The following is a 25,497-nucleotide window of genomic DNA, read 5'->3' as shown; positions in this document are numbered from 1 at the left end:
TCAGTTATATGGTTTAATTAGCGAACTCAAGCCAACAGCTCCCGGCTCTGCTATAAACGCGCTGGTCACCACTCACATTTGTATGGTATCCGATTGAAATATTTAGCCTCTTTTCGCACCACGTTAAAGATTTCCCGCTATCTGTTCCGGGTGCTGGCGATAATGCTGTGGTCGTTGGGGGCGTTGCTCACCACTTTCTATATCCTGAATATCCTGCATCAGAAAGAGTCTGACATTCGGCAGGACTACAATCTGAATTTTGATCAGGCGCAGGGCTACATCCGCCATTCGGCCGATATCATTCGTGATATCAAATATATGGCAGAAAACCGTCTCAATGGCTCGGTCAGCAGCCTGGACATGTTCAGCGGCATCTTTCCTGGCAAGAGCAGCCCGCCAGAGTTTTTCCCGCTCTATCCGGAGTCCAACTGTTCGCTTAATAGCACTTACCGCAGCTCGCTCAATTCGCTGAGCGGGTTGATCCAGTATTGGAAAGAGAATTTTGTCGCGGCCTACGATCTCAACCGGGTGTTTTTTATCGGCGGGGATAGCCTGTGCATGGCTGAGTTCGGCGGCAGCAGCGGCGTAGCCAACCGCTCAGATGCGCTGAAAACGCTGCATGAGCGCATCCTTAAATATCGCAACGCCAAGAACCAGGATAAAGACAATAACCTGTATTGGATCAGCCCAAGCCAGCAGCGGCCGGATGTCGGCTATCTGTATGTACTGACGCCAATCTATATTGGCTCCAAGCTGGAAGCGTTGCTGGGCATTGAGCAGACTATACGTCTGGAAGACTTCGTGACTACCGGCAACCTGCCGATCGCCGTCACCCTGCTGGATGAGAACAACGAACCGATACTGCAGCTGGCGGATGGTGAGCGCAATGCGCAAGCGCCCGACAGTTATCCGCTGGAACAAGCCTACTTTGGTTACGTCGATAATTACCGCGATCTCATCATGAAAAAGGCGTTGCCGCCATCCTCGCTCAGCATCGTGTATGCGGTGCCGGTGAAGACGGTGGTTGAGCGCTTCAAAATGCTGATCCTCAATGCGGTGCTGCTGAATCTGCTGTCCGCCATCGTGCTATTCACCCTGGCCTGGCTGTTTGAACGCAAAATGTTCCTGCCGGCAGAGGATAACGCCTTCCGGCTGGAAGAACATGAGCAGTTTAACCGTAAAATTGTCGCCTCGGCGCCGGTGGGCATCTGTATTCTGCGCATCAGCGACGGCACCAATATCCTCAGTAACGAACTGGCGCACAATTACATCAACTTACTGACCCACGAAGACCGTGACCGCATTACGCGCATCATCTGCGAACAGCAGGTGAATTTTGTAGATGTGATGACCAGCAATAACAATAACCTGCAGATCAGCTTCGTTCATTCTCGCTATCGTAATGAGGATGTGGCGATTTGTGTGCTGGTGGATGTCAGCGCCCGCGTGAAAATGGAAGAATCGCTGCAAGAGATGGCCGCCGCCGCGGAACAGGCCAGCCAATCGAAATCGATGTTCCTGGCGACCGTTAGCCATGAGCTGCGTACGCCGCTGTACGGCATTATCGGCAACCTCGATTTGCTGCAGACCAAGGCGTTACCGCAGGGCGTTGATCGACTGGTCAATGCGATGAACAACTCTTCCGGGCTGCTGCTGAAGATCATCAGCGATATTCTGGACTTCTCGAAAATTGAATCCGAGCAGTTGAAGATTGAACCGCGGGAGTTCTCCTGTCTGGAGGTGATTACCCACATCGCCGGCAACTACTTACCGCTGGTGGTGAAGAAGCGGTTGGGGCTGTACTGCTTTATCGAGCAAAACGTGCCTGAGCGCATTTCCGGCGATCCGGTACGGTTGCAGCAGGTGTTGTCCAACTTGTTGAACAACGCCATTAAGTTCACCGATACCGGCTGCATCATCCTGCAGGTCTGCACCCGCGGCAATTATCTGGAATTCAGCGTTCGTGACACCGGCGTTGGTATCCCGGAGAAAGAAATTACCCGCCTGTTCGACCCGTTCTTCCAGGTGGGCAGCGGTGTGCAGCGCCATTTCCAGGGTACCGGGCTGGGGCTGGCAATTTGCGAGAAGCTGATCAACATGATGGACGGCGACATTGCCGTTGAATCCGAACCGGGATTAGGCAGCCTGTTCACCATCCGTATTCCTCTGTTTAGCGCCCAGTTCCCGATCCCGCAGCCGAGCGATACCTGGCAGGGCAAAACGCTGTGGCTGGATATTCGCAACCAGCGGCTGGAAAGTTATCTGATGGAAATCCTGGGCGGTTATGGTGCGACGGTATTACGCCATCAGGGGCAGGACACCGCCGAAGGCGAAGTGATGCTCAGCGATCACCCGTTGATGATTAGCACGCCGCTGCTGGCGCAGATCCAATTTTCCATTGAACACATCGGCCCGTCGCAGGAAACGCGCCCGGGTTACTGGATGCACAGCACCTCTACGCCGCGTGAAACCCTGGTGCTGCTTAACCGGCTGTTTGGCACTCAAGCTGAAAGCGGCAATACCCTGGCACAATTGCCGGTGCCGGCCAAGGCCAGCTTGATCGACAACGGTGATATTCATTTACTGGTGGTGGACGACCATCCGATCAACCGTCGGTTGCTGTCCGATCAGCTTAGCTCGCTGGGCTACCAGGTGGTGACGGCCAATGATGGGGTCGATGCGTTGGATGTACTCAGTCGTAACACCGTCGACATCGTACTGACCGACGTCAATATGCCGAACATGGATGGCTATCACCTGACTCAGCGCCTGCGTGAAATGCAGTTTACTTCCCCGGTGATCGGCGTCACGGCGAATGCCTTGGCTGAAGAGAAGCAGCGTTGTATTGAGGCCGGCATGGATAATTGCCTGTCGAAACCGGTGACGCTGGAAACGCTGGAACAAACATTGGCGTTTTACAGCCAGCAGGTGCGCTATGTGCGCGCCGAGTCTGAAGAGGCCTAAAAGCAAAAGGGCGCAGCAAAATGCCGCGCCCTTGTTAACTACCGAGTTGTTTATTCTTTGTCCAGCGGTGCCATGCTGACGGAAGAGAGGTAGTTGAGCAGCGCAATATCGTTCTCGACACCCAGCTTCATCATCGCCGATTTCTTCTGGCTGCTGATGGTTTTGATGCTGCGGTTGAGTTTCTTGGCGATTTCGGTCACCAGGAAACCTTCGGCGAACAGACGCAGTACTTCGCTCTCTTTTGGCGACAGGCGTTTGTCACCGTAGCCGCTGGCGCTGATCCTCTCCAACAGCTTGGAGACGCTTTCCGGCGTGAACTTCTTGCCTTTTTGCAGTGCGGCCAGCGCTTTCGGCAGGTCGGTAGGCGCGCCCTGTTTCAGTACGATACCTTCGATATCCAGATCCAACACGGCGCTCAGAATGGCCGGGTTGTTGTTCATGGTCAGAACGATGATCGACAACTGCGGATAATGGCGTTTGATGTATTTGATCAGCGTAATGCCGTCGCCATATTTATCGCCCGGCATTGAAAGGTCGGTGATCAGTACGTTGGCGTCCAGCTTGGACAGATTGTTGATCAGTGCTGTTGAGTCTTCAAACTCCCCAACGACATTCACCCATTCAATTTGCTCAAGTGACTTCCGGATGCCAAACAGTACGATAGGATGGTCATCAGCAATAATTACGTTCAGGTTATTCATGTTGTTGGCTACCTTGCTCCAGCAGTCTGCTGACGAAAAAATCAATCTGACTGATGTTATTCTCGATCTTGAGCGCATCACCGTCTGCGATGTGCTGTTCTAACGATTCACACAGTTGCTTGCCGGGAAGCAGATTTAACATGGCAAACACGCCTTTCAGGCGGTGTGCTGTCTGTGACAGAGCATTGAAATCACTGCTGCCCGCCTCAGTATACAGTTTTTTGATATCGTCGGGTACTGTATCAACAAACAGGCCATAGTAATCACTTGATTTCAATTGTTTTTCATAGAGTTGGATATCATCGGCGGTCAGCGAAAGCGGACTTTCCGGCTGTTCCAACGCGGCCATTTGCTGCTCAATCAGCATCAGCACGGCGTCTATCATTGCGCCACTCAGGTTATAGTTTACCCGAATATACCGTTTTTCAAGCTGTTGCCATCCGGCCTCATCGCTGGTCAGCAGCAGGGTATAATCGTCAGCCCTTTGCGGGTTGTCGGTCAGTAGAACGTCGTAGTCGCGGTTAATCTGGCGTTCATCGGCAATGATGCAGCTCGCGCCATAGGCGTGCAGCAAGTGGGTAACAATGCCGCGCACTTCTTCGGACGTGATGTCCAACAGGGCGGTTACGCCATCGAGCAGTTTTTCCTGCGCTTCCGTCTCCTTTTTCTCCATTTCCATCGGTACGCGAATGGTGTAGCGGGTGCCGATGTCGACCTTGCTGCGAATATCCAACTGGCCGTTGAGTTTTTTGCATAGCTGGTTGCACAAGAAGAAGGTCAGGCCGGAACCATGATTAAAACGATCCACCAGCGTTTGGCTGAGGAACGGATAGTTGAGGTTACTGATTTCCTCGTTGGAAATACCCGAGCCGGTATCATTGATGTGGAACACCAGGCGATCGGGGTGCTCGGGTTCATGATCAACCACCAGCGAAATCTTGCCGCAGGCGGTAGTGATAATCGCGTAATGCACCAGCAGCGAGATCACCTTGCGTAGCGCGTTAGCGTCACCGATATATTGCTGCTCGACATCAAGCTGGAAATGATTGAACAGCGACAGTCCTTTTTGATTGATGGAAGGCAGGGCTTCACGCAGTAATTCATCTATCAGGGCCAAAGGGCTGAACGGGTGGCGCGAAGGTTGCCAGTCCTGAGTTTCCAGCCGGGTGAGCAGGGTGATGTTTTCAATCAAGCCCAGCACCGAGGATGACTGTGTGGTCAACTCTGTTAGCAGCGCTTGCTGTTGTTCTTCATCCGGTTGCGTACGCAGGCGATCGGCCAGATCGTGCATTTGGCGCACCGGTTGGTTCAGTTCGATCCCCAGATTGTGCAGCATCAGTTTGCGTGCCTGTACATTTTTGTCGTACTCGCGCTGTGCCTGCTGCAACCGCTTGTTGACCATGACTTCCTTGTCCTGATCGTTTAACAGGAACAGGTAAGTTTCCGCTGAGAGCTGGCTGCGGAAAATGCGAATTTCATACACCTCATTGTTGACCGTCGCTTGAATCACCCCGTGGTGCTGTTCGGCCATATGGGCAATTTTTTGTAGGCTCAGGTGAGGCAGCAGATGTTGGGCAATCTTATTGCTGGCGATCACCGTATTGCTGGCAAAGTTGTACACCAGCAGGCCGGAAGGCAGGCTGGCGATAATCTCTTGATTCAGCGCGCGTTCGGCCTCCAGTTCAACCGCCATGTTCTCGCTAGGGCGAATGTATTGTCGACGAATAAAGTAAATGCCTGCCAGCGACAGCGCCAACAGCAGCAAATTGATGGCAATCAGCCAAATATTGTTACGCAGCAGATCTATGGTCAGGCTGATGGCGGAGACGCGGTAAACCACTTTCAGCGGTGCGTTGGGCAGGGAAGCGCTGAATTCCACCCAGTTGCCGCTCATCGTTATACCGGCGTTGGTGGTGCCTTCAATCGGCAGAGTTCCATCGTCCAGATTGGTGTTATCGGGCAGCAGCATAAAGTTGGCACGCGCCATATTAATCGGGATGATATCGTTAATCGGCAAATCGAAGGCGATCACCGTGGCCAGATGCCCCGGTTGATTAAAGGTCGTACGGATTGAAAACGAATAGGCGTTTTGGAAACGTTGCTTGCGTAAGGCGGAAAAGCTTTCGCGCTCGTCGAGCATGTTCGCCTGTTGCAGCATTTCGGCGCGACGATCTTCCGCCGACGTCGTCAGGTAGTTTTCCTTGAAGCGAGAGGCCAACTCTTTTAACGGCTGAGTGGTGATCAGACTCAGACTGTTGTCCTGACCATTAAGGTAATACATGGCGTAATTTTCGGTCTTGGCACCCCAGCGGGCATCCAGATAGTCTGAAATATTGGCGATCATCGCCAATGTCCCTTCTTCATGGCTGCCAAAAATCACCGCGTCGGTTTTCTTATGCGGTTTTTCCAGGTAGTAAACGTCCGGCCGCAGTCGGGTTTCCTGCAGGCTGGGATCGACGTTCAGGGAGGCCGCATTGCCGAATTTATCGTAGATCTGATAGGTGACGTAGCGATAGTTGTCGATGCGCTTTTGCAGCCCATTGGCGATGCTGTTCAGCGCATATTTTTTCTCCGCCAGCCAGGCGTTGGTATAGTTGTAGCCGTACAGGCCAATGGCAATCGTCAGCAGCACGGCAAATAGCAGGAAGCAACGGGTAATATTGCTTGAGCTAATGGTCAGTTGTTTGTTTTGCATAGTTGACTGCGCATTCCTGAATCAACGGGTTATCGCCCGGGCGCTGGCGGTAACAGCCAGCAGTAAGACGGCAACGCAGGCAAAGGCGACCGTCAGGCTGGAGAACTGGGCGATAAAGCCGATTAACGCCGGCCCGGCGAGAATACCGGCATAGCCTACGGTAGTCACTGAGGCGATAGCCAGATTGGCCGGCATATCATGTTGATTGCCTGCGGCACTGAACAGGATCGGCACCACGTTAGAGGCACCCAACCCTACCAGCATAAACCCGATCAACGAGACCATGGCATTATCGAACACAATCGCCATGCTCAGACCGATAGCGGCACACAGGCTGCCGAGCAGCAAGACCTTATATCTGCCCAGGGCGTTGACGATGCGGTCACCGTTCAACCTGCCGAGGGTCATGGTGATGGAGAACAACGCATAGCCTAATCCGGCCTGGCTGTGGTCAACCCCACGCAGGGTAGTGAGGAACAGGGCGCTCCAGTCGAGCATCGACCCTTCCGCCAGGAACATGATAAAGCACAGAATGCCGATAAACATGACCCAACCGCGTGGCACGACGAACATCGGTCCACCTTCTTCACCGCCGCTTTCGCGCAGCAAATTGCGGCTGGCTACGGTTAGCAACGCCGCGATGGTCAATACGGTGACACAGGTCGCCAACAGAGGGGAGAGTCCCAGCCACAACATGATGCTAACGCCCCCGGCGCCGGCAATGCCGCCAACGCTGAAGAAACCATGAAAGCCCGACATCATTGCCTTGCCGCTGGCACGCTCGACCACCACGGCCTGTATATTCATTGCCACATCGATCATGCCAATTGCTGCGCCAAACAGCAGCAGTGCCAACGCCATGCCCAGGGTGGTATTCATCAGCACCAGCAGCGGTAAATCGATGCACAGCGCCAAACCAGCAAGCAAGATCACCGGCCGACAGCCCAATCTGCCGGTCAGAAAACCGGTGAGCGGCATCGCCAGCATCGAACCCGCACCAATGCACAGCAGCAACAGACCGAGAGAGCCATCATCAATGCCGATGCGCGCTTTGGCGAAGGGAACCAGGGGCGCCCAGGCGGCCATGCCGAACCCGGCGACAAAAAAGGCCAGCCGCGTGGCGATCTGAGCCGGTACCCCGGGTTTTTGCTGTTCATTGCATAAGGTGGATGTCATGTGGGCTTTGGGATCTATTGTGGAAGAGGGACTGAAAGTTATGGAATGTTTTTATCACAATCCGCGATCCGGGTCGAAAGGAATTGCGCCGTCATTGGCCTTCGGTGCTGCGCGACGTTCCAGCCACAGGCCAATGACCTGCACAATATACTGCTTTTGCTGTTCGCTAAGTGCTTGCCCTTGCGGAATGTTATGCCACTTGGCCAGGCAACCACGACAACAGGTCGCGGTGGCGTGCTGGGCGACAAACACCGGATGGCCGCGCATGGGGGTCTGCTTGCCGTCATTGTTCGGAAAAGGCGCAGCCAACCGTTGATCGATAAAATCTCGTGCATGGCTGAGGATCAGCGGCAAGCCTTTGGTTTCAAAATAAAGCTGGTCTTTGGGATTCAGACGAAATTTGGCGCGGAAAGGGGAGCTTTGTAGCTGACGCCATAGCGCTTCGGGTTGAAATAGCATGGTTCATCTTCTTCGGGGCATTTTGTGCAGGTTATCAAAATAGCAACCGTGCGACCAATGTTGTTGGTTCAAAATCCTGCAGCACGAAGCGAAAGTTATTTAAGCAATAAAATGCTTTCCAAATTAGTGCGCTTAATAAGTAGTCTAAAACAGAAGAAAAGATTAGCTATTAGTGCGGAAGTTAATTGGGGGGATAATATCTTCAAGTGATTATTTTTTGGCATAAAGTGCGAATTAAGATGAAATGTGAGCTAAGTATGAGGAAATAAAAAACCGGCCATAAGCCGGTTGAAGTGTACAGAATGTACAAAAAATTATCTTACAGATAATGAAGGTAATAATGAAAATAATGATGATAGCGGGATTATTATAACGTCAGCGTTATGGGATTCTTTTGGCACAATGTGCTTATTGATAGTGACTTTTGTATGGCTATCTTTTTTTTCTTAAGTTTTTGTATAAATACATGATTTTATATCTATAAGTGTGTTTTTTGTCATTGCGTGCCTTATTTTTTATGTCTGTAATGTTTTGTGGAAGTTCGCTCAATTTTACATTTGGAAACCTTTAATAATCACACTGAAACACTATCGGATACTTGGTATCATTTTCTTTCTGGATTAATATTACCCTTGTTACCAGAATGGTAATGCACAGTCGTGCTAATAATGCTCAAAAGGGCAGTGGCCATAGCTCGACATAATAAACGAGGATAATAACAATGAAACTTCGAGTTCTTTCTCTGATCGTCCCCGCACTGCTGGTTGCAGGCACCGCAGGTGCGGCGGAAATCTACAACAAAGACGGCAATAAACTGGATCTGTACGGCAAGATCAATGGTCTTCACTATTTCTCTGACAACAATGGCTCCGATGGCGACATGTCTTATATGCGTTTCGGCCTGCGTGGCGAAACACAAATCAGCGACCAGTTGACCGGTTTTGGTCAATGGGAATATCAGGCAAACCTTAACCACGCTGAAAGCCAAGACAACAAGAACTTTACCCGTTACGGCTTTGCCGGCCTGAAGTTTGGCGATTACGGTTCATTTGACTACGGCCGTAACACCGGCGTGCTGTATGACGTTGCGGCTTATACCGACTTGCAGCCAGAGTTTGATGGCTCCACTTACGGTGCCGACCAATTCATGTTCCAACGTTCCAGCGGTTTGGCAACTTACCGTAACACCGACTTCTTCGGTCTGGTTGACGGCCTGAACTTTGCTCTGCAGTACCAGGGTAAAAACGGCAGCGGCGAAGAGTCTAACAACGGCCGTGAAGTTCTCAATCAGAACGGCGACGGCTACGGCATGTCGGTGAACTACGACATCGGCTATGGCATCAGCGCGGCAGGTGCCTTCTTTAGTTCCAAACGTACCAGCGAGCAAAACGGCGGTGGCGCATACAGTGGCATCATGGGCCGTGGTGACCGTGCAGAAGGTTATTCTGGTGGTCTGAAATATGACGCCAACGACGCTTACCTGGCCGTGATGTTCACCCAGTCTTACAATGCCGCACGCTTTGGCTCTACCAGCAGCGATGCTTACGGTTATGCCAACAAGGCGCAAAGTATCGAAGCTTACGCGCACTACCAGTTTGACTTCGGTCTGCGTCCATTCGTTGGTTATAACCAAACCAAAGGTAAAAACCTGGGTCTGGCCGCTAACGGCAAGGATTACGGCGACGAAGATCTGGTCAAATTTGTGGATCTGGGTGCGACCTACTTCTTCAACAAAAACATGTCCACCTACGTTGACTACAAAATCAACCTGTTGGACGACAACGACTTCACCAAGTCTGCCGGTATCAACACCGACAACGTGGTTGCCGTGGGCCTGGTTTACCAGTTCTAAGCAACAGAGTGTGAGTGTCACCACGCGGCCTTCGGGCCGCGTTTTTTTTGCCTGCGGTTTGGCACGAATTGGCATGAATGAGGCACGGATTGCCATTCTGAGATCCTGCGGCTTACCTAAACTTTCTACACAGAGATAAATCAGGAGGTTAGCATGGAACTCAGCATAAATCGGGTGGTTGAAACCGTACTGTACGTCAAAGATATCGAACGCGCCGCTGCATTCTATCAGCAGGTTTTAAAACTGCCGGTGATGGTGGCGAACGAGCGTTTCCGCGCTTACAACGTCGGTGAACAAAGCGTGTTGCTGTTGTTTATCGAAGGGGACTCGCTGAAAGGCGCGCATTATCCAGAAGGGTATATCCCCCCGCATGACGGCAGCGGGCCACTGCATATCGGGTTAGCGGTGGCGAAAGAACAGTTGCCGCATTGGGAGCAACATCTGACGACTCAGGGGATCGAGATAGAAGGGCGGATGAGCTGGGATCACGGCGGTGAGAGCATCTACTTCCGCGATCCCGATGGCCACCTGCTGGAACTGGTGACGCCGGGGATTTGGGCCAATTACTGATGATGCCAAACTTCGGCTAAGGCCTTCAGCGTTTCCCTCAACAGCAATAAGGCATTCTGCGGTTGCTGCTCTATTTGCACCTTGACGATCGCCCCGTCAATCAGCATCGCCAGCATCTCTGCCCGTTGTTCTCGTTCCGGGCCAAGGGGCAGATAGCGGGCGATCTCTTCGGCCATTTGCTGCTTGTGTCGGCGGGCGATGTCCAGGCTTTCCGGCAACATATCCGCCAGTTCAACCGCCGTATTGATAAAAGCGCAGCCGCGGTAGTGCGGATCGCTAAACCATTCCTCGAGACAAGGCACCAAGGCAGGTAAGACATCCCCGAACTGCTCGACATACTGTGTCAGTGACTGACTGAACCAGCGCAACCATTGCTCATGACGGTAAGCCAGAAACGCCTCAATCAACTCGTTTTTACTGGGGAAATGACGATAAAAGGTCACTTTTGCTACGCCAGATTCGCTAATGATGCGATCGATACCGGTCGCTCGCACCCCATCGCGGTAAAACAGATCGTGGGCTGTCAGCAGGATACGCTGGCGCGGGGGAAGAACCTGAGGGGGAGCGGACATTGAAATATCTCCTGAGCATTGATTTTAACGATTGTAGACAACTCTGTCTACATGCGCTAGCTTAATGATGTAGACAAACTTGTCTACATCAATTTAACCTCCGAGGTAAGCTATGAGCATTAAACCCCCCTTGCCGCCCTTTACCCGTGAATCGGCGATTGAGAAAGTCCGTTTGGCGGAAGATGCCTGGAACAGCCGCGATCCGGAAAGGGTAGCACAGGTCTATTCGGTCGATACCCATTGGCGTAATCGGGCGGAGTTTGTCGATGGCCGTGAGGCTGTCTGCGCTTTTTTGCAACGCAAGTGGGCAAAGGAATTGGAATATCGGCTGATCAAAGAATTATGGGCATTTGACGGGGCGCGCATCGCAGTGCGTTTTGCTTACGAATGGCGTGATGACTCCGGCAACTGGTACCGCAGTTTTGGTAACGAGAACTGGGAGTTCAATACGGATGGCCAGATGATCAACAGACACGCCTGCATCAACGATATGCCGATCCGCGAGCAGGATCGGCAATTCCACTGGCCGCTCGGTCGCCGCCCGGATGATATTGCGGCCCTGAGCGAGTTTGGCTTCTGATTACCGTTAGTGATAATAGGGTTTGAGTTCCGCATGGAGAGAGGAGATCAGCCGTTTTTTCCACTCGATTTCACCCTGGCGATAGTGTGAAAACAGATAACCAATCGCCAGATCGTCCAGGATCGGCAGGGCGTACAGTCCCTGCTTGTCCTGCTGTGCATTGAACCAGGGTTGCGGAACTACCGCCATCAGTGGCGCTGCGCGCAGTACCGGTGGCAACTGCGCGTAATCGGCACAGCTGAGCTGGATCCTGCGTTGTAAACCCTGGCGTTCCAACTGACGGTCAAGTTCGTTCTCTGCCTGTGGCCAGGGATGGCAGTAATAGTGCGGGTAGTCTGCCAGTTCACCAAATGTCAGCCCGCTTTTGTGACCTAATACCTGGCGCAACGGCGATCCGAATACCGCCACCAGGCGGGTGCTGCCAATAAGCTCATAACGCAGCGCGCTGGTGCGCTGTTGGTGATCGCCAACGGCAATCACCATATCTACCGCGCCTTCCAGCAGCTCAGTGCGCCATGAACGTCGCTCAAAGTTTTGGCAGCGGATATCGGCATTGGCAAGCGTGCTTTTCTGCGCCAGCAACGGCAATAAGATCGGATGCAGTGCCGGCGGGACGACCAGGGTGAAATGCCGTGGCGCGTCCGGCACATGGCCGAATAATTCACTGTCCAGCGAAGAGAACAAGGGCGTTAGCGTTTCTTTAAGCGACAGGGCAAACAGCGTCGGCACCTGGCGATGCCCTTCCCGCCGGAACAGAGGCTCATCCAGCACCTCACGCAAGCGGGCCAGGGCGTGACTGACGGCAGAAGTGCTGATACCGAGCTTATCCGCCGTTTTCTGGCTGGATCCGGTGCTGGTCAACAGGTAGAGCACTTTCAGCAGGTTCATGTCCATTTGCAGGATGTTCATTAATAGCCTTTTAAATTGAATACGCTTCAATATTAGGCTGAGTATACTTCAGCCCTGTTTTTCCCCGTAGAGCTGAAACATGAAAAAAAACATGGGTTATCTGATGGCTATGACATTCTCACTGTGCTTTAACGCTCAGGCACAGCTCGATCCTGCGCAACCGTTGTCCAGTGCGCCGCCCTATTCACTGTTTGAGCAATGGGCGCAGCCGGTGGCGCCATTCCAGATTTTCCCTCAGCTGTATTATGTCGGCACACGCAACCTTTCATCCGTGCTGTTCAGCACGCCGGAAGGATTGATTCTTATTGACGCGGGGTTGGATGCCAGTGCCCCGGTGATAAAATCCCATATTGAGGTATTGGGTTTCAACATCAAGGACTTGCGATTCATTCTTAACAGTCACGCACGTCTCGATCAGGCTGGAGGCATCGCTCGTTTGAAAGCCTGGAGCGGGGCGAAAGTGGTTGCCAGCGCCGCCAATGCCCAACAGTTGGCACGGGGAGGAAAACAGGATTTTGCCTTGGGAGATGCACTTGGTTTCCCTCCGGTGAAGGTCGACATTATCGTCGGGCAAGGGGATAGCGTTACTTTGGGCGGGCTGAAATTTACGGCGTTAATGACGCCGGGGCATTTGCCTGGCGCCACTTCATGGACGACCACGCTGCGGCAGAGCGGGAAAACCTATCGGCTGGTCTATGCCGACAGTTTGGCAACCCCGGACTACTATCTGGTCGATAACAAAAACTACCCGAGTCTGGTGCAGGACATCCGCAGCAGCTTTAGGCTTTTGGCCCAGCAGCACGCGGATATTTTTATCGCCAATAAGGGAACGCGCTTCGATCTGGAAAATAAAATGGCGCGACTTCAGGCTGGCGATCGGGAAGCTTTTGTCGATCGGCTGGGGTTACAGCAATATGTGCAACAGTCTCAACGGGCTTTTGAGACGCAGTTAAAACAGCAGCAAAGTAAAGATTAAGTTATCTTTCTATTTTATTTTGGCGCAATTAACCCTACCCAATAAAATAAGGTATGTGATTTAGATATATTTAACAAAATTAATGAGGATGAAAGGTGGCGCCCGGGTTTGATAAGGCGGAAAGGCAGAGGGGATAATAATGTGAAAAAGATTTTGAATAAGGGATGGCGCGCGTTGAATATTGATCGCCGGGAGTGCTGACGGCAAAATGACCAGTGGCGGGCTGTGATGAAACAGGCTGCAGTAGCCACAGAAGTTAAAACAGTCGCCGGTGCTCATGTCCGCCATGTTGTGCCCTGCCGGCGGGCTATCGGCGAGGTTCTGGCTCATCATTGTCCTGTGTCCGGCATGCTCCGCACTCATGGACATGCCAGTCATCTCGCTGTTATCCATGCTATTTTTTGCAAGATGGGTGGAAATTGATGGCGCGATGAATATCATCAACATAGCGAACAGGCCCAGCCAGGCCAGCGTGCGCATATGTTGAATTGACAGTTTCACCAGGAGCGTCCTTGCAGGGTTAAAGCGTAAAGGAATGACAATGTCAGCAGTTGTTCCACTATTGTAACATTGATGAGAATTAAGCTAAACAGAGAAGAAATCTGTTTGTTAAATGAGTTTAATTCGGGTAAATTCCGGGTAATTCCATTTGACCACGGATGACTTATCATGTCTGAACGCAATATTGCGTTGCCTGCTGCTGCGCAGAATATTAACCCGCAGGTGACTACTCGCAGTTGGTTTATTCCGTTGGCTATGCGGATTCATTTTTATATTGGTTTTTTTGTTGGGCCGTTTTTACTTATTGCGGCATTGAGTGGCATATTTTATGCCTTGACGCCGCAAATTGAATCACGGCTTTATGCCCCGCAGTTGTATAACGACAGTACCGGTCCGGCACTGCCGTTAAAACAGCAGATTATGGCCGCTCAGGCGATAGCGCCATCAAAAGCTTCTCTGTCGGCAGTGCGTCCTTCTCCGGCGGAGGGCGAGAATACCCGGGTACTGTTTAACGTCGCAGGGCTTCAGGCTTCGGAACGTTTGGCGGTGTTTGTTGATCCGGTTACGGCGCAGACGCACGGCGTAATGACGGTTTATGGTACCAGCGGCGTATTGCCGTTGCGCACCTGGCTGGACCAATTTCACCGTAGTCTGTTGCTGGGGGATGTAGGGCGCAATTACAGCGAGTTGGCAGCCTCCTGGCTATGGATTGCCGCGCTGGGGGGGCTGATCCTCTGGGGGGCGCGCAGGCGTAAGAAGGTAACGCGTCAGCGTGGTGGTTTACGCAGGTTACATGAAAAAAGTGGCGTACTGCTGCTGGTCGGCCTGCTGTTCTTTTCTGCCACCGGGCTGACCTGGTCACAGTGGGCCGGGGAGAACATCAGCGTGCTGCGCCAGCAATTCGGCTGGTCGACGCCCTCGCTGTCTACGGCGATCAACGGGCAGGACGCTGTGCCTGCCGGCGATCATGCGGAACACCATGAGCATATGATGGTCAGGGCGGAACCGCCTCAGGATGGCGCCATGTATGACAGGGCCCTGGTCGGTGCACGGCAGGCCGGTATCGACGCCGCCAGGGTTGAAATCAAGCAGCCGGCGATGGCGGGGCAGGCCTGGACGGTCATGGAGATCGATCGCCGTTGGCCGACGCAGGTTGATGCTGTTGCTATCGATCCCGTAACCCTGGCCATTACCGATCGCGTCAGTTTTGAACAATACCCGCTCGCGGCAAAATTAACGCGCTGGGGAATCGATTTGCATATGGGCGTCCTGTTTGGCCTGGTCAATGAGCTGGTGCTGGTGGTCTTTGCCGCCGGGTTGGTGGCGATGGTGGTGATGGGGTACCTGATGTGGTGGCGAGGTCGGCCAACGCGAGTAGTACGTAAACCTGCCCGTTCCCCCTTTATGTTGCTGCGCAAAACGCCAAAAGGGCCGCTGTTGCTGATTGTCTGCCTGACGCTGCTGCTGGGCTTTTGTTTACCGGTGATGGGCGTCAGTTTACTGATGTTTCTGCTGTGTGATTTGCTGTGGTATCTGGCTACGCGGCGGCGTAAACCGCACCTATCGACAAAGTGAAATTTGTAGAAAAGCCTTTCCTCTTCTAGACTTAGAGTACAACAAACGTACTCCAAGAGGACAAGTCATGACGAACAAGCTGATTTTAGCCGTTTGCACAGCAGCGACATTTTCTATTCTTGCCGGCTGTACGGCTTATGACAGGGCCGCCAGTTACGTTCAGGAGCCTGTGGTCAGTGATGTCAAAGTAGGGATGACCAAACAGCAGGTTCGTGCCATTGCCGGTCCACCGTCAACCACGGCGACTTTGGTTCACGCTCAGGGGACTTGCGATACCTATGCGGTAGCGCCGCGTGACGGGAAAGTGCAAACCTATTTTGTTAGCTACAGCGATACCGGACATGTGATGAACAAAGGCTATCAGACCTGTTCTGATTACGACTCACAGCCTAAATAATCCCCGATTAAGTGAGCAATCCAGCCCCGCTTTTGCGGGGTTTTTCATTTTTTAACCGTTAGCGGCTTGAAGTTTAAGCAAACGCACTTTTTCCTGCATTTTTTTTCATGAAACGATAGACATTTCATAACGGTAGCGCTAATATCTGCGCCCATTGGAAGGATGGCCGAGTGGTTTAAGGCAACGGTCTTGAAAACCGTCGAGTGTAACAGCTCCCAGAGTTCGAATCTCTGTCCTTCCGCCAAATTTAGCCGGCTTAGCTCAGTAGGTAGAGCAACTGACTTGTAATCAGTAGGTCACCAGTTCGATTCCGGTAGCCGGCACCATATAAGCAGTACCGACGCTCAAAGCGTCTACGGACCCCAGTAATCTTCGCGATTGCTGGGGTTTTTCGTTTTGGCTCCTATAGTTAGTACCTAATGCCAGTCTCTAAGCGCGCATAGCCCAACAATGGGGGAATATAACCCCGTAGCGGCCAGGCGTGAGAACAGGCCGATTAGATTAAAGGAGCCAATTTCGTAAATGACAGACGAAAAAAAACCTGCTTTAAAGCAGGCTTTTCTCATTAATTTGGTCGGCATGAGAGGATTCGAACCTCCGACCCCCGACACCCCATGACGGTGCGCTACCAAGCTGCGCTACATGCCGACGCTGTGGGAAATAATACTACCCTTTCCCAATCTCAAAGCAAGAGCGAATTCGCCTGACTGCTTGTATTTTAAGCGATTAGTTGGCGATAAAGCGCTTCACGTCGGTCAACACCTGCAGCAACAGAGCGAGCTGTGGTTTTTCGTCTTTGATCTCTTTGTCGTTTTTATCGTACGCATGGTAATTGCCGCTGCTGTCCAACACCAGGGTTTGCGTTGGTGTGGTGATCACCAACAGGCTGTTATCACCGGTAGCCACCCAGTTGTTTCTGCGTTGGGCCGTAAACAGGTCTTCACCCTGCGAGTAGTCTTTCGGGGACGTTTTCACGTGCAGCAAACGCTGCATTAGCGTACGCATTACGTCATTGTGACCGGTCAGTTTATTGATGGTCTGCGCTGGCGTACCCGGCCAGTGGATAATCAACGGCACCTGTAGCTGCTGTTGGCTGAAACTGCGGCCTGCGCCCCAGTAACCTTTACCGGTGTCGTTAAATTCAACGCCGTGCTCTGCGGTGATCACCACCACGGTTTTATCCAGTACGCCACGCTCTTTGAGCGTGTTGAGCACCTGGGCAATCTGCGCATCCACATCCTGTGCGCCGGCCCGGTAGCGCTGAATAAAGTCAGCCGGGGCAGGGGTTTTCTCATTGGCTGCCGGTTCTGCACCGCGGAAGTTGATGTAAGAGAACCACGGAGCGTTGCTGTTTTGATCGGCCAACCAGCGTTGCCACTGCTGCGTGGTCACCGCATCATTTTGCTGGACAGGTGCCGGCAGCGTGAAATCGGTCAACAGCGCCTGGCGATACAGGCTGGCGTTAAAGCCGTCGGATGAGAACAAACCAAATTGATAACCCTGGGCGCTTAGCGCACTGATCAGAGCGGAAGGTTTGCGCGCGGCAAGAATGCTGTCCAGATAGGTCGGCGAAATGCCGTAGAACAGGCCAAACAGGCCGGTATCTGCATGATTGCCAGAGCTGTAGTGATCGCTAAAGCGAATGTTTTCCTGGGCGAAGCGGCTGAGGGCAGGCATATCCTGCTTCATATCCTGTTGACGTACGCCGTCTACCACGATCATCAGCAGGTTATAACCGCTGCCTTTGTCGTCGTAGCTGAGGTCGTTAAGAGGATATTCCACCGCAACGGCTTCCGGATTCCCTTGCTGCACCAGCCGACGTTCATATTCTTGCGAATCGAGCAGGCCGTGTTTCTCAAGGAATTTACGCGCGGTCATTGGATACGACAGCGGCAGGTTCGCCCGCTGCATGGTGATCGGGCGATAGAAATTGGCATCGGCCCAGATATAAATCAGGTGCGAGGCAAAGAAGGCGCTGATAAACAGCACCGCCAGAGGCTTGCCGAAACGTTGGCGGTTCAGGCTGCGCAGCTTTTGCCAGCTCCAGGTGCCAAACAGCATCTCCACCAGGAAGATCACCGGCACACAGATAAACATCAGCTGCCAGTCGCGCGCCAGCTCACTTTGATCCGGGTTGACCACCAGTTCCCACACCACCGGATTAAGGTGAAGGTGGAAATGCGTAAAGACCTCGCTGTCGACCAGCAACAGCGTCAGGCCGGTGGTGGCCAGCGCGGCGGAGATAAATCGCAACAACCGCTGCGACATCACCACAAAGGTGAGCGGGAAAATAACCAGCAGGTAGCCGGCGAAAACGATAAAGCTGAAATGCCCCAGTAAGCTGACCAGGGCATAAACCCGGCCCAACAGGGAAGAGGGCCAGTCAGTGACAAACAGGTAGCGGCTACCCAGCCCGAGGGCGAGCAGGATATTAAATAAGGCGAACCAGTGCCCCCAGCTGATCATCTGGGAGACTTTTTCACGATAACGCTGACGGTTTGTCACCATAAGTATTTATTAATGCGCTTTATCTTCACGAATAGAAGCTTGCAGAGCCTCTGCAAACGATCTGGCCAACGTCTTCCGCTGAACCGGAGCAACGCTGGTATTGATCAAATTAGTCACCATGTTGCCCAGCACCATCAAAGACAGATCGGTGGGAGTATGGTGTTTTTCCAGAACATTAACCAGCTCGGAGAGCAGTTGTTCGACGTGTTCGTCACTGTAACGGGATGATTGTGGCATAAAAATTGCGCTCAAAGCCTGACAAAGTCCCATATCTTACCGTATAGGACAGTGATTTTCTGCTCTTTTATCGATTCCCTTTGTCTTTCAAACCCTAGCGTGGCGAGAGGAGCCTGCGGGCCATATCAATGATTCTGCGCGATTGCCGGTGTATAGCCTGTAATACGTCGGTGAATCGAGGTATTTAGCGCCTGTATGGATGGTGGAAATATATTAATCGTCGACGGGTTGAACACTGCTTTAAAGTTGCAGCGCGGGGGCCTTCAGTGTTTGAATACGCGCTAAAAGAACAGGAGGATTTACCATGAGTCTGGATATCGACCAGATTGCTCTGCACCAGTTGATCAAACGTGACGAACAAACGCTGGACGTGGTGCTGCGCGATACTCTGCTGCCCACCAATGCGGCGGTAGAAGAGATGATGGAAGAGCTGCATCGTGTCTACAGCGCCAAGAGCAAGGCTTACGGCCTGTTCAACGAGGGCAGTGAACTGGCGGAAGCGCTGCGCACCTGCCGTAAGGAAGACAAAGACTTTCTGGCTTTCAGCCGTGCAGCGACCGGCCGTCTGCGCGATGAGCTGGCCAAATATCCGTTTGCCGAAGGTGGCGTGGTGCTGTTTGGCCAGTACCGTTATTTGGCGGCGGAGTATTTATTGATTGCGGTCCTCAACAGCCGCAACAGTTCGCGCGTTAACGAAGAACTGGATATCAACACCACCCATTATCTGGACATCAACCACGCCGACATCGTCGCGCGTATCGATCTGACCGAGTGGGAAACCAATCCGGAATCGACCCGTTACCTGACCTTCCTGCGTGGACGAGTGGGCCGTAAGGTTTCCGATTTCTTTATGGACTTCCTGGCGGCGGCGGAAGGGCTGGACACCAAGGCGCAGAACCGCGGCTTGCTGCAGGCGGTTGACGATTATTGTGCCGATGCGCAGCTGGACAAAAATGAGCGCCAGTCGGTGCGTCAGCAGGTTTACAGCTATTGCAACGAACAGCTGCAGGCCGGTGAAGAGATTGAGCTGCAGGAGCTGTCGAAAGAGATTGCGCCGGTGGGCGAGAAAGATTTTCTGCAGTTTTCCAGCGAGCAGGGCTATCAGTTAGAAGACAGCTTCCCGGCCGATCGCGGTACGTTGCGTCAGTTAACCAAGTTTGCCGGCAGCGGCGGCGGCATCAGCATGAACTTTGACGCCATGCTGCTGGGGGAACGTGTATTCTGGGATGCGGCGACCGACACGCTAACCATTAAAGGCACGCCGCCGAACCTGCGCGATCAGTTGCAACGTCGTTTGGGCGGCGGCAACAAATAATTTCGCCGGATCGCAGACAATAAAAAACGCCGCAATTGCGGCGTTTTCTACTTCGGCGTCCCGAAAAGCTCGAATACGTTGCGATTACGCGCGAACGAAGTCGATGTGGGTCAGCTTCGGCTTGAACGGGTGACGCTGTACAGCCTGAACTTTAACTTTGGTTTCTTTACCGTCGATAACCAGAGTTACAGCTTCGCTGTAGAATTCTGCTTTAGCTTCCATGTTCTTAACAGAATCATGGTCCAGCTCGATGGAAACTGGAGCTTCTTCGCCACCGTAAACGATAGCTGGGAATTTATTTGCTGCACGCAGGCGGCGGCTCGCACCCTTACCCTGGTCTTTACGTACTTCTACATTGATAGTGAACATTGTTTTTTCTCTTAAAAGAAAATTTACCCTGCTACAGGCGACCCAGTAGCAAGTTCGATAACCTGCTTTAGCACCGGGCGAACCCAGGCAAAGCGGGCGGCATTTTAACGGAAAGCCGCCCACAGGGCAATGGAAACCTGCCTGATTTGCAAGGGGCAAAGATCAGTACAGCTCATTGGCGCGGCGGAAGCGTCCTTGATAATCGAACACTTTTTCTCGTACCTGCCAGAATTGCCCGCGTTTGCGCGCCACAACAAAATCCGGATGACGCAGCAGCGCTTGCTGGGCCAGCACGTCGGCGGCATTTTGCCAAGCGAACGGCACCCCAGGCGCACGCTGATGTGGGCGCAGGAACAGCATGTCGAAGGCTTTGCGCTGAGCCGGCGTTTGCAAACGAAAACGTTCGCTGGTGCTGGTGCCATCTTCGTCGTAATAGGTCGCCTTTAGCCACTCGCCTTTTTCATCGCGGCCGCTTTGCAACTCCATGCCGCCACAGCGTAATACCAGAGCGTCTTTCAGCTTCAGCGCCGCCTTCAGCATATCGTCGGGATCGACCAGCACCTCCTGACACTGATGGCAGCGGCGGGCGGCAATGTCGTTCTCCGCACCGCAGTGCGGGCAGCTTTTGAAACGAAAACGGTAATCGCACTGCTCGCGATGGCCTTCATCGTCCTCCAGCCAACCCTGACAGCGGCGACCGTAATGTTCGATGATATCGCCATTCTCGGTGCACTTGCCCCAGAACAGGTTGGCGAAGCCACAGCCGGGACAAAATACCTGCACCGGTTGGCTATCGCTGTGCGGCTTGCTGACCCCCACCTCCGGCGTGAACAGGTCGTGCGGGTTCCCGGCGTAGTCGAGGATCAGACAATCCTCTTTGCCGGGGGCCAGCCGCAGCCCGCGGCCGACGATTTGTTGATATAGGCTAACGGACTCTGTTGGGCGCAGGATGGCGATCAGATCAACATGCGGTGCATCAAAACCGGTGGTCAGTACCGCCACATTCACCAGATAGCGCAATTGCTGCTGTTTGAACGCTTCAATCAGGGCATCACGCTCGGCGGCAGGGGTTTCTGCGCTGACCAACGCGGCCTCGCCTGACGGCAACAGACCGTGAACTTCACGGGCGTGCTCAACGGTGGAGGCGAAAATCATCACCCCCTTACGCGTTTCGGCGTATTCCACGATTTGGCTGATGATATGCGGAGTGATGCGATTTTGCTGCTTCAGTTCGCGGTTCAGGTCCACCTCGCTGAACAGGCCGTTGCTTCTGGCCTCCAGACGGCTGAAGTCATACTGCACAATCGGCATGTCCAGCCGTTCCGGCGGCACCAAATAGCCGTTCTTGATCATGTAACGCAGCGGCAGCTCATAAATGCAGTCGCGGAACAGGCTGCTGGCATCGCCGCGGGTAAAACCGTGATAGTGATACTGATAAATCCAGCCTTTTCCCAACCGGTACGGGGTGGCAGTCAGTCCCAGCAGCCGCAGCTGTGGGTTGGTTTTCTGCAGATGCTGAATAATCTGTTGGTACTGGCTTTCGTCGTCGTCACTGATGCGGTGGCATTCGTCGATGATCAGCAGGGAAAATGCGCCGTCGAACAGCGACAGATTGCGCGCCACCGATTGAACGCTGCCAAATACCACCTTACCGGCGCTGTCTTTTTGCTGCAGACCGGCGGCAAAGATATCCGCCTCCAGTCCATAAGCGCGATATTTGGCGTGGTTTTGCGCCACCAGTTCTTTCACGTGGGCCAACACCAGGACCCTGCCGCGCGCGCGTTTAGCCAGCTCGGCGATCACCAGGCTTTTACCGGCGCCGGTCGGCAGCACAATCAGCGCCGGCTGCGGGTGCTGACGGAAATGTTTAATGGTGGCTTCGACCGCTTCAAGTTGGTAGGGGCGCAGAGTAAAGGCCATAAATTAACGCCGTGGATTGAGAAGGGCCATCGGGAACAGGTTTTGTAACATCTGAACCCACAAAAACAGTGACATTCTACTCCCCTGATGGCTAAAAAATTTCTATTATTATGCCTTCTGAGCGCGCGCGGTGCGAGAAGCGTGGAAATTACCTCTGTCAGGGGGCCGTTTCCGCCGCTATACTCGTGTGACAGTAATCGCTGTTCCCCCCTCTTCGAACCTGCCCTGTTGCACCTGGTGCAACGGTGGGTGTCATATTTTAGCAATACGATCAATGCGATCATAACAACGACAGGCAAAGCAGATTCAATGCGACTGGACAAGTTTTTATCTCAGCAGTTAGGTGTTAGCCGTGCGCTGGTAGCGCGTGAACTTCGGGCCAAACGCGTCACCGTCGACGGTGAAGTGGTTAAGAGCGGAGCCCTGAAACTGACTCCGGAGCAGGTGGTGGCGTTTGACGGCAACCCGCTGCAGCAGCTCACGGGCCCGCGCTACTTTATGCTCAATAAACCGCAGGGTTACGTGTGTTCTACGGACGATCCCGATCATCCGACGGTGCTGTATTTCCTCGATGAGCCGGTTGCCTATAAGCTGCACGCCGCCGGTCGCCTGGACATCGATACCACCGGCTTGGTGCTGATGACCGACGACGGTCAATGGTCGCATCGCATCACCTCACCGAAACACCACTGTGAGAAAACCTATCTGGTGACGCTGGAACATCCGCTGGGGGAAGACACCGCGCAGCGCTTTGCCGAAGGCGTGCAGTTGCATAACGAAAAAGATCTGACCCGTCCTGCGCAACTGGAAAAGATAGAAGACAACCTGGTGCGTTTGACCATCAGCGAAGGGCGTTATCACCAGGTGAAACGCATGTTTGCAGCGGTCGGCAACCGGGTTATTGAACTGCACCGCGAACGTATCGGTGCCATCGTGATGGATGAGGATCTGGCCGAGGGCGAATACCGTCCGCTGACCGAAGAAGAGATTGCCAGCGTGGGCGCACCGCACCTGCAGGATTAATTCATTACTCTACTACGGCTGATGAAGGAGTCGTTGAACGTGCAACAGAACCGGTCATCTCACCTCGGTTTGATTTTTATTCTGGGCCTGCTTTCCATGCTGATGCCATTGGCTATCGACATGTATTTGCCCAGTATGCCGGTGATTGCCAAACAGTTCGGCGTCGAGGCGGGCAGCGTGCAGATGACGCTCAGCGCCTATATGCTCGGCTTTGCTTTGGGGCAGCTGTTCTACGGGCCAATGTCAGACAGTATCGGCCGCAAGCCGGTGATCCTGTGGGGAACGCTGATCTTCGCGATTGCCGGCGGCGCCTGTGCGATGGCGCAGTCGATCGACCAGTTGATCAACCTGCGTTTCCTGCACGGGCTGTCTGCGGCGGCGGCGAGCGTGGTGATTAACGCCCTGATGCGCGATATGTTCACCAAGGACGAATTCTCACGCATGATGTCGTTTGTCATCCTGGTGATGACCATCGCCCCTTTGCTGGCGCCGATGATCGGCGGTGCGCTGCTGCTGTGGTTCAGTTGGCATGCGATTTTCTGGACCATGGGCGCGGCGGCGCTGATCGGGTCGTTGCTGGTGGCGTTCTTTATCAAGGAGACGCTGCCGAAGGAGCGACGGCAGAAATTTCATCTGCGAACCACGCTGGGCAACTTCGCTTCATTGTTCCGACACAAGCGGGTGCTGAGTTACATGCTGGCCAGCGCCTTCTCGTTTGCCGGCATGTTCTCGTTCCTCAGCGCCGGGCCGTTTGTGTATATCGAGCTTAATCACGTATCGCCGCAGCATTTTGGTTACTATTTTGCGCTGAACATTGTGTTTTTGTTCCTGACAACGTTGGTCAACAGCCGCAATGTGCGGCGGCTGGGGGCGATCAAAATGTTCCGTTTGGGCCTGTTTGTTCAATTGGCGATGGGGTTGTGGTTACTGGCGGTTAGCGCAATCGGCCTGGGCTTCTGGGCGTTGGTGCTGGGCGTGGCGGTGTATCTGGGCTGTATCGCCATGATTTCGTCAAACGCCATGGCAGTGATCCTGGACGATTTCCCGCATATGGCGGGCACCGCTTCCTCTCTGGCCGGTACGCTACGTTTCAGTATTGGTGCGCTGGTGGGCGCGGTACTGGCGATGGCGCCCGGCAAGAGCGCCTGGCCGATGGTCTCGTCGATGGCGTTGTGCAGTATCGTTGCGGTACTGTTCTATTTATACGCCAGCCGGCCGCGCCATAAAGCCTCACCGAACACGCCGTAGTTCTCCCCCTGACTCAGGCTCAACGTTACGTTTGGGCCTGAGTGGGTTGCACCTTCCGTTTTGCCTCCCTGAACTTCAATGACGTCAGTCGGTTTATTGCTAAGCCTCCACGCGCCAATCAACAGGTTGCCGTTTATGCTGTGTGCTTTTTGTTAAATAAATTGCTCTGCCTGTGGCAAGCGGCGGCGGGTATTTACACTCCGGAGTTTGAGGGGAAATCGGCGGGTGTTTAGGTTAGGGGCATTGATAATCAAGGCATTAACTTAAGGTTGACCTCGGCGTCAAGAAGTTAAATGTTTCCACAATGTAAAATTATAAAGAGCGAAAAGTAACCGCATTGAGAGAAAAAAGAGTTGAGATTGCGGCGGGAAAGGGTTACATATAACGCAAAAATGCGAGCTGAGTCGCAAAATGCTGTGAAACGACAACGCAGAGTGTCTGAAAAACGGCAGGACATCAGTAAGCGCAGGGGTAAGTTAACTGCCTGTGACATTATTTACATTTAAATAACATTCATGGGCGGCAGAGTCGGGACGCAGCGGCTATAACTTAGTTACCCTGTCAGGTTAAAAGCGTTTCATTTTTCAAACTAGGGATTTCATGTGGAAAGTATCCAACTTTCGGTAGTGCATCGCTTGCCGCAAAGTTATCGTTGGCTATCAGGCTCTACCGGCGTCAAGGTCGAACCGATTCCGATCAGCGGAATAGACGAAGATAACAACCTGATTGGCCTGAAACTGCTCAGCCATGAAGGGGCTGACGCCTGGCAGGTCATGCAGCAGCTTAATCTGTCTTTGCAGGAGATTCAGGTCGACTGCGCCATCGTGGAGTGGGAAGGGGAGCCTTGCCTGTTTGTGCAACGCTGTGACGAAAGTACCACCCTGTGCCGGCTCAAAAACGTCGGTGCCGCTATCGCCGAACCCATGAGTGCGCAATACCCTTTCTGACTC

22 protein-coding genes and 3 tRNA genes are annotated in these 25,497 nt (G+C 53.2%); 13 read left to right on the top strand and 12 right to left on the bottom strand.

Going from position 1 to position 25,497, the window contains the following annotated elements; translation table 11 throughout:
• Positions 1–93 precede the first annotated feature (93 nt).
• Positions 94–2,964 carry a two-component system sensor histidine kinase RcsC gene (gene rcsC / locus M2407_RS10360; protein ID WP_217331658.1) on the top strand — a complete coding sequence of 957 codons (2,871 nt, stop codon included), beginning with the start codon at positions 94–96 and terminating at the stop codon, positions 2,962–2,964.
• Between the two features lie 50 nt (positions 2,965–3,014).
• Here the strand turns inward: rcsC and rcsB are convergent, their stop codons facing one another.
• The 4 genes from rcsB to M2407_RS10340 are packed head-to-tail and all read right to left on the bottom strand — an operon-like array spanning position 3,015 to position 7,995.
• Positions 3,015–3,665: a response regulator transcription factor RcsB gene (rcsB, locus tag M2407_RS10355; protein WP_004947156.1), complete on the bottom strand. Its 651-nt coding sequence runs from the start codon at positions 3,663–3,665 to the stop codon at positions 3,015–3,017.
• Entirely contained in the window at positions 3,658–6,360 is a 2,703-nt protein-coding gene (rcsD, locus tag M2407_RS10350; RefSeq protein WP_259217923.1) for a phosphotransferase RcsD, read from the bottom strand. Before rcsD ends, rcsB begins: the two co-directional genes overlap by 8 nt.
• A gap of 21 nt (positions 6,361–6,381) precedes the next feature.
• On the bottom strand, positions 6,382–7,536 hold the full coding sequence (locus tag M2407_RS10345; RefSeq protein ID WP_122079886.1) for an MFS transporter: 1,155 nt from the start codon (positions 7,534–7,536) through the stop codon (positions 6,382–6,384).
• 54 nt (positions 7,537–7,590) lie between these two features.
• Positions 7,591–7,995 carry a DUF4186 domain-containing protein gene (locus M2407_RS10340; RefSeq protein WP_259217921.1) on the bottom strand — a complete coding sequence of 135 codons (405 nt, stop codon included), beginning with the start codon at positions 7,993–7,995 and terminating at the stop codon, positions 7,591–7,593.
• A gap of 721 nt (positions 7,996–8,716) precedes the next feature.
• Here M2407_RS10340 and ompC point away from each other — a divergent pair.
• Both ompC and M2407_RS10330 read left to right on the top strand, forming a co-directional pair.
• Positions 8,717–9,847, top strand: coding sequence for a porin OmpC (ompC, locus tag M2407_RS10335; RefSeq protein WP_122079884.1), 1,131 nt, complete (start codon positions 8,717–8,719; stop codon positions 9,845–9,847).
• Between the two features lie 153 nt (positions 9,848–10,000).
• Complete coding sequence (locus tag M2407_RS10330) at positions 10,001–10,417, top strand: VOC family protein (protein ID WP_128864598.1); 417 nt, start codon at positions 10,001–10,003, stop codon at positions 10,415–10,417.
• Here M2407_RS10330 and M2407_RS10325 read toward each other — a convergent pair.
• Positions 10,411–10,989, bottom strand: coding sequence for a TetR/AcrR family transcriptional regulator (locus M2407_RS10325; protein ID WP_259217919.1), 579 nt, complete (start codon positions 10,987–10,989; stop codon positions 10,411–10,413). The genes M2407_RS10330 and M2407_RS10325 overlap by 7 nt on opposite strands.
• 112 nt (positions 10,990–11,101) lie before the next feature.
• Between M2407_RS10325 and M2407_RS10320 the strand changes: the two genes are divergently transcribed.
• Entirely contained in the window at positions 11,102–11,569 is a 468-nt protein-coding gene (locus M2407_RS10320; protein WP_020827796.1) for a nuclear transport factor 2 family protein, read from the top strand.
• 6 nt (positions 11,570–11,575) lie between these two features.
• Here the strand turns inward: M2407_RS10320 and M2407_RS10315 are convergent, their stop codons facing one another.
• Complete coding sequence (locus M2407_RS10315) at positions 11,576–12,478, bottom strand: LysR family transcriptional regulator (protein WP_201896194.1); 903 nt, start codon at positions 12,476–12,478, stop codon at positions 11,576–11,578.
• Between the two features lie 79 nt (positions 12,479–12,557).
• On the opposite strand from M2407_RS10315, the gene blaSPR reads away from it, so the two are divergent.
• Complete coding sequence (blaSPR, locus tag M2407_RS10310) at positions 12,558–13,454, top strand: SPR family subclass B3 metallo-beta-lactamase (protein ID WP_259217917.1); 897 nt, start codon at positions 12,558–12,560, stop codon at positions 13,452–13,454.
• Positions 13,455–13,514: 60 nt separating this feature from the next.
• Here blaSPR and M2407_RS10305 read toward each other — a convergent pair whose 3' ends face one another.
• Positions 13,515–13,955: a DUF2946 domain-containing protein gene (locus tag M2407_RS10305; protein WP_259217916.1), complete on the bottom strand. Its 441-nt coding sequence runs from the start codon at positions 13,953–13,955 to the stop codon at positions 13,515–13,517.
• 168 nt (positions 13,956–14,123) lie between these two features.
• On the opposite strand from M2407_RS10305, the gene M2407_RS10300 reads away from it, so the two are divergent.
• The 4 genes from M2407_RS10300 to M2407_RS10285 all read left to right on the top strand — a co-directional run bounded on the left by M2407_RS10300 (position 14,124) and on the right by M2407_RS10285 (position 16,253).
• On the top strand, positions 14,124–15,530 hold the full coding sequence (locus tag M2407_RS10300) for a PepSY domain-containing protein (protein WP_128864594.1): 1,407 nt from the start codon (positions 14,124–14,126) through the stop codon (positions 15,528–15,530).
• 67 nt (positions 15,531–15,597) lie between these two features.
• Positions 15,598–15,927, top strand: coding sequence for an osmotically-inducible lipoprotein OsmE (gene osmE, locus M2407_RS10295; protein ID WP_041414766.1), 330 nt, complete (start codon positions 15,598–15,600; stop codon positions 15,925–15,927).
• Positions 15,928–16,083: 156 nt separating this feature from the next.
• Positions 16,084–16,171 (top strand) — tRNA-Ser (locus M2407_RS10290).
• Positions 16,172–16,177: 6 nt separating this feature from the next.
• Positions 16,178–16,253, top strand: a tRNA-Thr gene (locus M2407_RS10285).
• A gap of 245 nt (positions 16,254–16,498) precedes the next feature.
• Here the strand turns inward: M2407_RS10285 and M2407_RS10280 are convergent.
• The 3 genes from M2407_RS10280 to M2407_RS10270 form a co-directional block, all read right to left on the bottom strand.
• Positions 16,499–16,575: transfer RNA gene (locus M2407_RS10280), tRNA-Pro, on the bottom strand.
• A 78-nt stretch (positions 16,576–16,653) separates the two neighbouring features.
• Positions 16,654–18,435: an LPS biosynthesis-modulating metalloenzyme YejM gene (yejM, locus tag M2407_RS10275; RefSeq protein ID WP_128864592.1), complete on the bottom strand. Its 1,782-nt coding sequence runs from the start codon at positions 18,433–18,435 to the stop codon at positions 16,654–16,656.
• Between the two features lie 9 nt (positions 18,436–18,444).
• Entirely contained in the window at positions 18,445–18,672 is a 228-nt protein-coding gene (locus M2407_RS10270) for a YejL family protein (protein WP_020827787.1), read from the bottom strand.
• Positions 18,673–18,976: 304 nt separating this feature from the next.
• Here M2407_RS10270 and yejK point away from each other — a divergent pair, with 304 nt between their 5' ends.
• Positions 18,977–19,987, top strand: a complete 1,011-nt coding sequence (yejK, locus tag M2407_RS10265; protein ID WP_044552555.1) for a nucleoid-associated protein YejK — start codon at positions 18,977–18,979, stop codon at positions 19,985–19,987.
• A gap of 84 nt (positions 19,988–20,071) precedes the next feature.
• On the opposite strand, the gene rplY is transcribed toward yejK, so the two are convergent.
• The gene (gene rplY, locus M2407_RS10260; RefSeq protein WP_020827785.1) at positions 20,072–20,356 is read right to left on the bottom strand and encodes a 50S ribosomal protein L25; all 285 of its coding nucleotides are present in this window, start codon (positions 20,354–20,356) and stop codon (positions 20,072–20,074) included.
• A gap of 162 nt (positions 20,357–20,518) precedes the next feature.
• On the bottom strand, positions 20,519–22,276 hold the full coding sequence (locus tag M2407_RS10255) for a DEAD/DEAH box helicase (protein ID WP_048759244.1): 1,758 nt from the start codon (positions 22,274–22,276) through the stop codon (positions 20,519–20,521).
• Positions 22,277–22,585: 309 nt separating this feature from the next.
• Between M2407_RS10255 and rsuA the strand changes: the two genes are divergently transcribed.
• The 3 genes from rsuA (at position 22,586) to M2407_RS10240 (ending at position 25,494) form a co-directional block, all read left to right on the top strand.
• The gene (rsuA, locus tag M2407_RS10250) at positions 22,586–23,299 is read left to right on the top strand and encodes a 16S rRNA pseudouridine(516) synthase RsuA (protein ID WP_128864591.1); all 714 of its coding nucleotides are present in this window, start codon (positions 22,586–22,588) and stop codon (positions 23,297–23,299) included.
• A 39-nt stretch (positions 23,300–23,338) separates the two neighbouring features.
• Complete coding sequence (locus M2407_RS10245) at positions 23,339–24,547, top strand: Bcr/CflA family multidrug efflux MFS transporter (RefSeq protein WP_115060986.1); 1,209 nt, start codon at positions 23,339–23,341, stop codon at positions 24,545–24,547.
• Between the two features lie 602 nt (positions 24,548–25,149).
• Positions 25,150–25,494 carry a YejG family protein gene (locus tag M2407_RS10240; RefSeq protein ID WP_048759243.1) on the top strand — a complete coding sequence of 115 codons (345 nt, stop codon included), beginning with the start codon at positions 25,150–25,152 and terminating at the stop codon, positions 25,492–25,494.
• Positions 25,495–25,497 lie beyond the last annotated feature (3 nt).

It is taken from the genome of Serratia sp. BIGb0234 (assembly GCF_024809915.1).
GTDB classification, from domain to species: Bacteria; Pseudomonadota; Gammaproteobacteria; order Enterobacterales; family Enterobacteriaceae; genus Serratia; species Serratia liquefaciens.
This window is presented reverse-complemented; position numbering and strand designations above follow the sequence as displayed.

Bases quoted from the DNA above. Each gene is read 5' to 3' on its own strand.
- rcsB (WP_004947156.1), bottom strand. From the start codon at position 3,665: ATGAATAACCTGAACGTAATTATTGCTGATGACCATCCTATCGTACTG.
- rsuA (WP_128864591.1), top strand. From the start codon at position 22,586: ATGCGACTGGACAAGTTTTTATCTCAGCAGTTAGGTGTTAGCCGTGCG.
- rplY (WP_020827785.1), bottom strand. From the start codon at position 20,356: ATGTTCACTATCAATGTAGAAGTACGTAAAGACCAGGGTAAGGGTGCG.
- blaSPR (WP_259217917.1), top strand. From the start codon at position 12,558: ATGAAAAAAAACATGGGTTATCTGATGGCTATGACATTCTCACTGTGC.
- yejK (WP_044552555.1), top strand. From the start codon at position 18,977: ATGAGTCTGGATATCGACCAGATTGCTCTGCACCAGTTGATCAAACGT.
- M2407_RS10320 (WP_020827796.1), top strand. From the start codon at position 11,102: ATGAGCATTAAACCCCCCTTGCCGCCCTTTACCCGTGAATCGGCGATT.
- M2407_RS10340 (WP_259217921.1), bottom strand. From the start codon at position 7,995: ATGCTATTTCAACCCGAAGCGCTATGGCGTCAGCTACAAAGCTCCCCT.
- M2407_RS10315 (WP_201896194.1), bottom strand. From the start codon at position 12,478: ATGAACATCCTGCAAATGGACATGAACCTGCTGAAAGTGCTCTACCTG.
- M2407_RS10345 (WP_122079886.1), bottom strand. From the start codon at position 7,536: ATGACATCCACCTTATGCAATGAACAGCAAAAACCCGGGGTACCGGCT.
- M2407_RS10325 (WP_259217919.1), bottom strand. From the start codon at position 10,989: ATGTCCGCTCCCCCTCAGGTTCTTCCCCCGCGCCAGCGTATCCTGCTG.
- yejM (WP_128864592.1), bottom strand. From the start codon at position 18,435: ATGGTGACAAACCGTCAGCGTTATCGTGAAAAAGTCTCCCAGATGATC.
- M2407_RS10255 (WP_048759244.1), bottom strand. From the start codon at position 22,276: ATGGCCTTTACTCTGCGCCCCTACCAACTTGAAGCGGTCGAAGCCACC.
- osmE (WP_041414766.1), top strand. From the start codon at position 15,598: ATGACGAACAAGCTGATTTTAGCCGTTTGCACAGCAGCGACATTTTCT.
- M2407_RS10300 (WP_128864594.1), top strand. From the start codon at position 14,124: ATGTCTGAACGCAATATTGCGTTGCCTGCTGCTGCGCAGAATATTAAC.
- rcsD (WP_259217923.1), bottom strand. From the start codon at position 6,360: ATGCAAAACAAACAACTGACCATTAGCTCAAGCAATATTACCCGTTGC.
- M2407_RS10330 (WP_128864598.1), top strand. From the start codon at position 10,001: ATGGAACTCAGCATAAATCGGGTGGTTGAAACCGTACTGTACGTCAAA.
- M2407_RS10270 (WP_020827787.1), bottom strand. From the start codon at position 18,672: ATGCCACAATCATCCCGTTACAGTGACGAACACGTCGAACAACTGCTC.
- ompC (WP_122079884.1), top strand. From the start codon at position 8,717: ATGAAACTTCGAGTTCTTTCTCTGATCGTCCCCGCACTGCTGGTTGCA.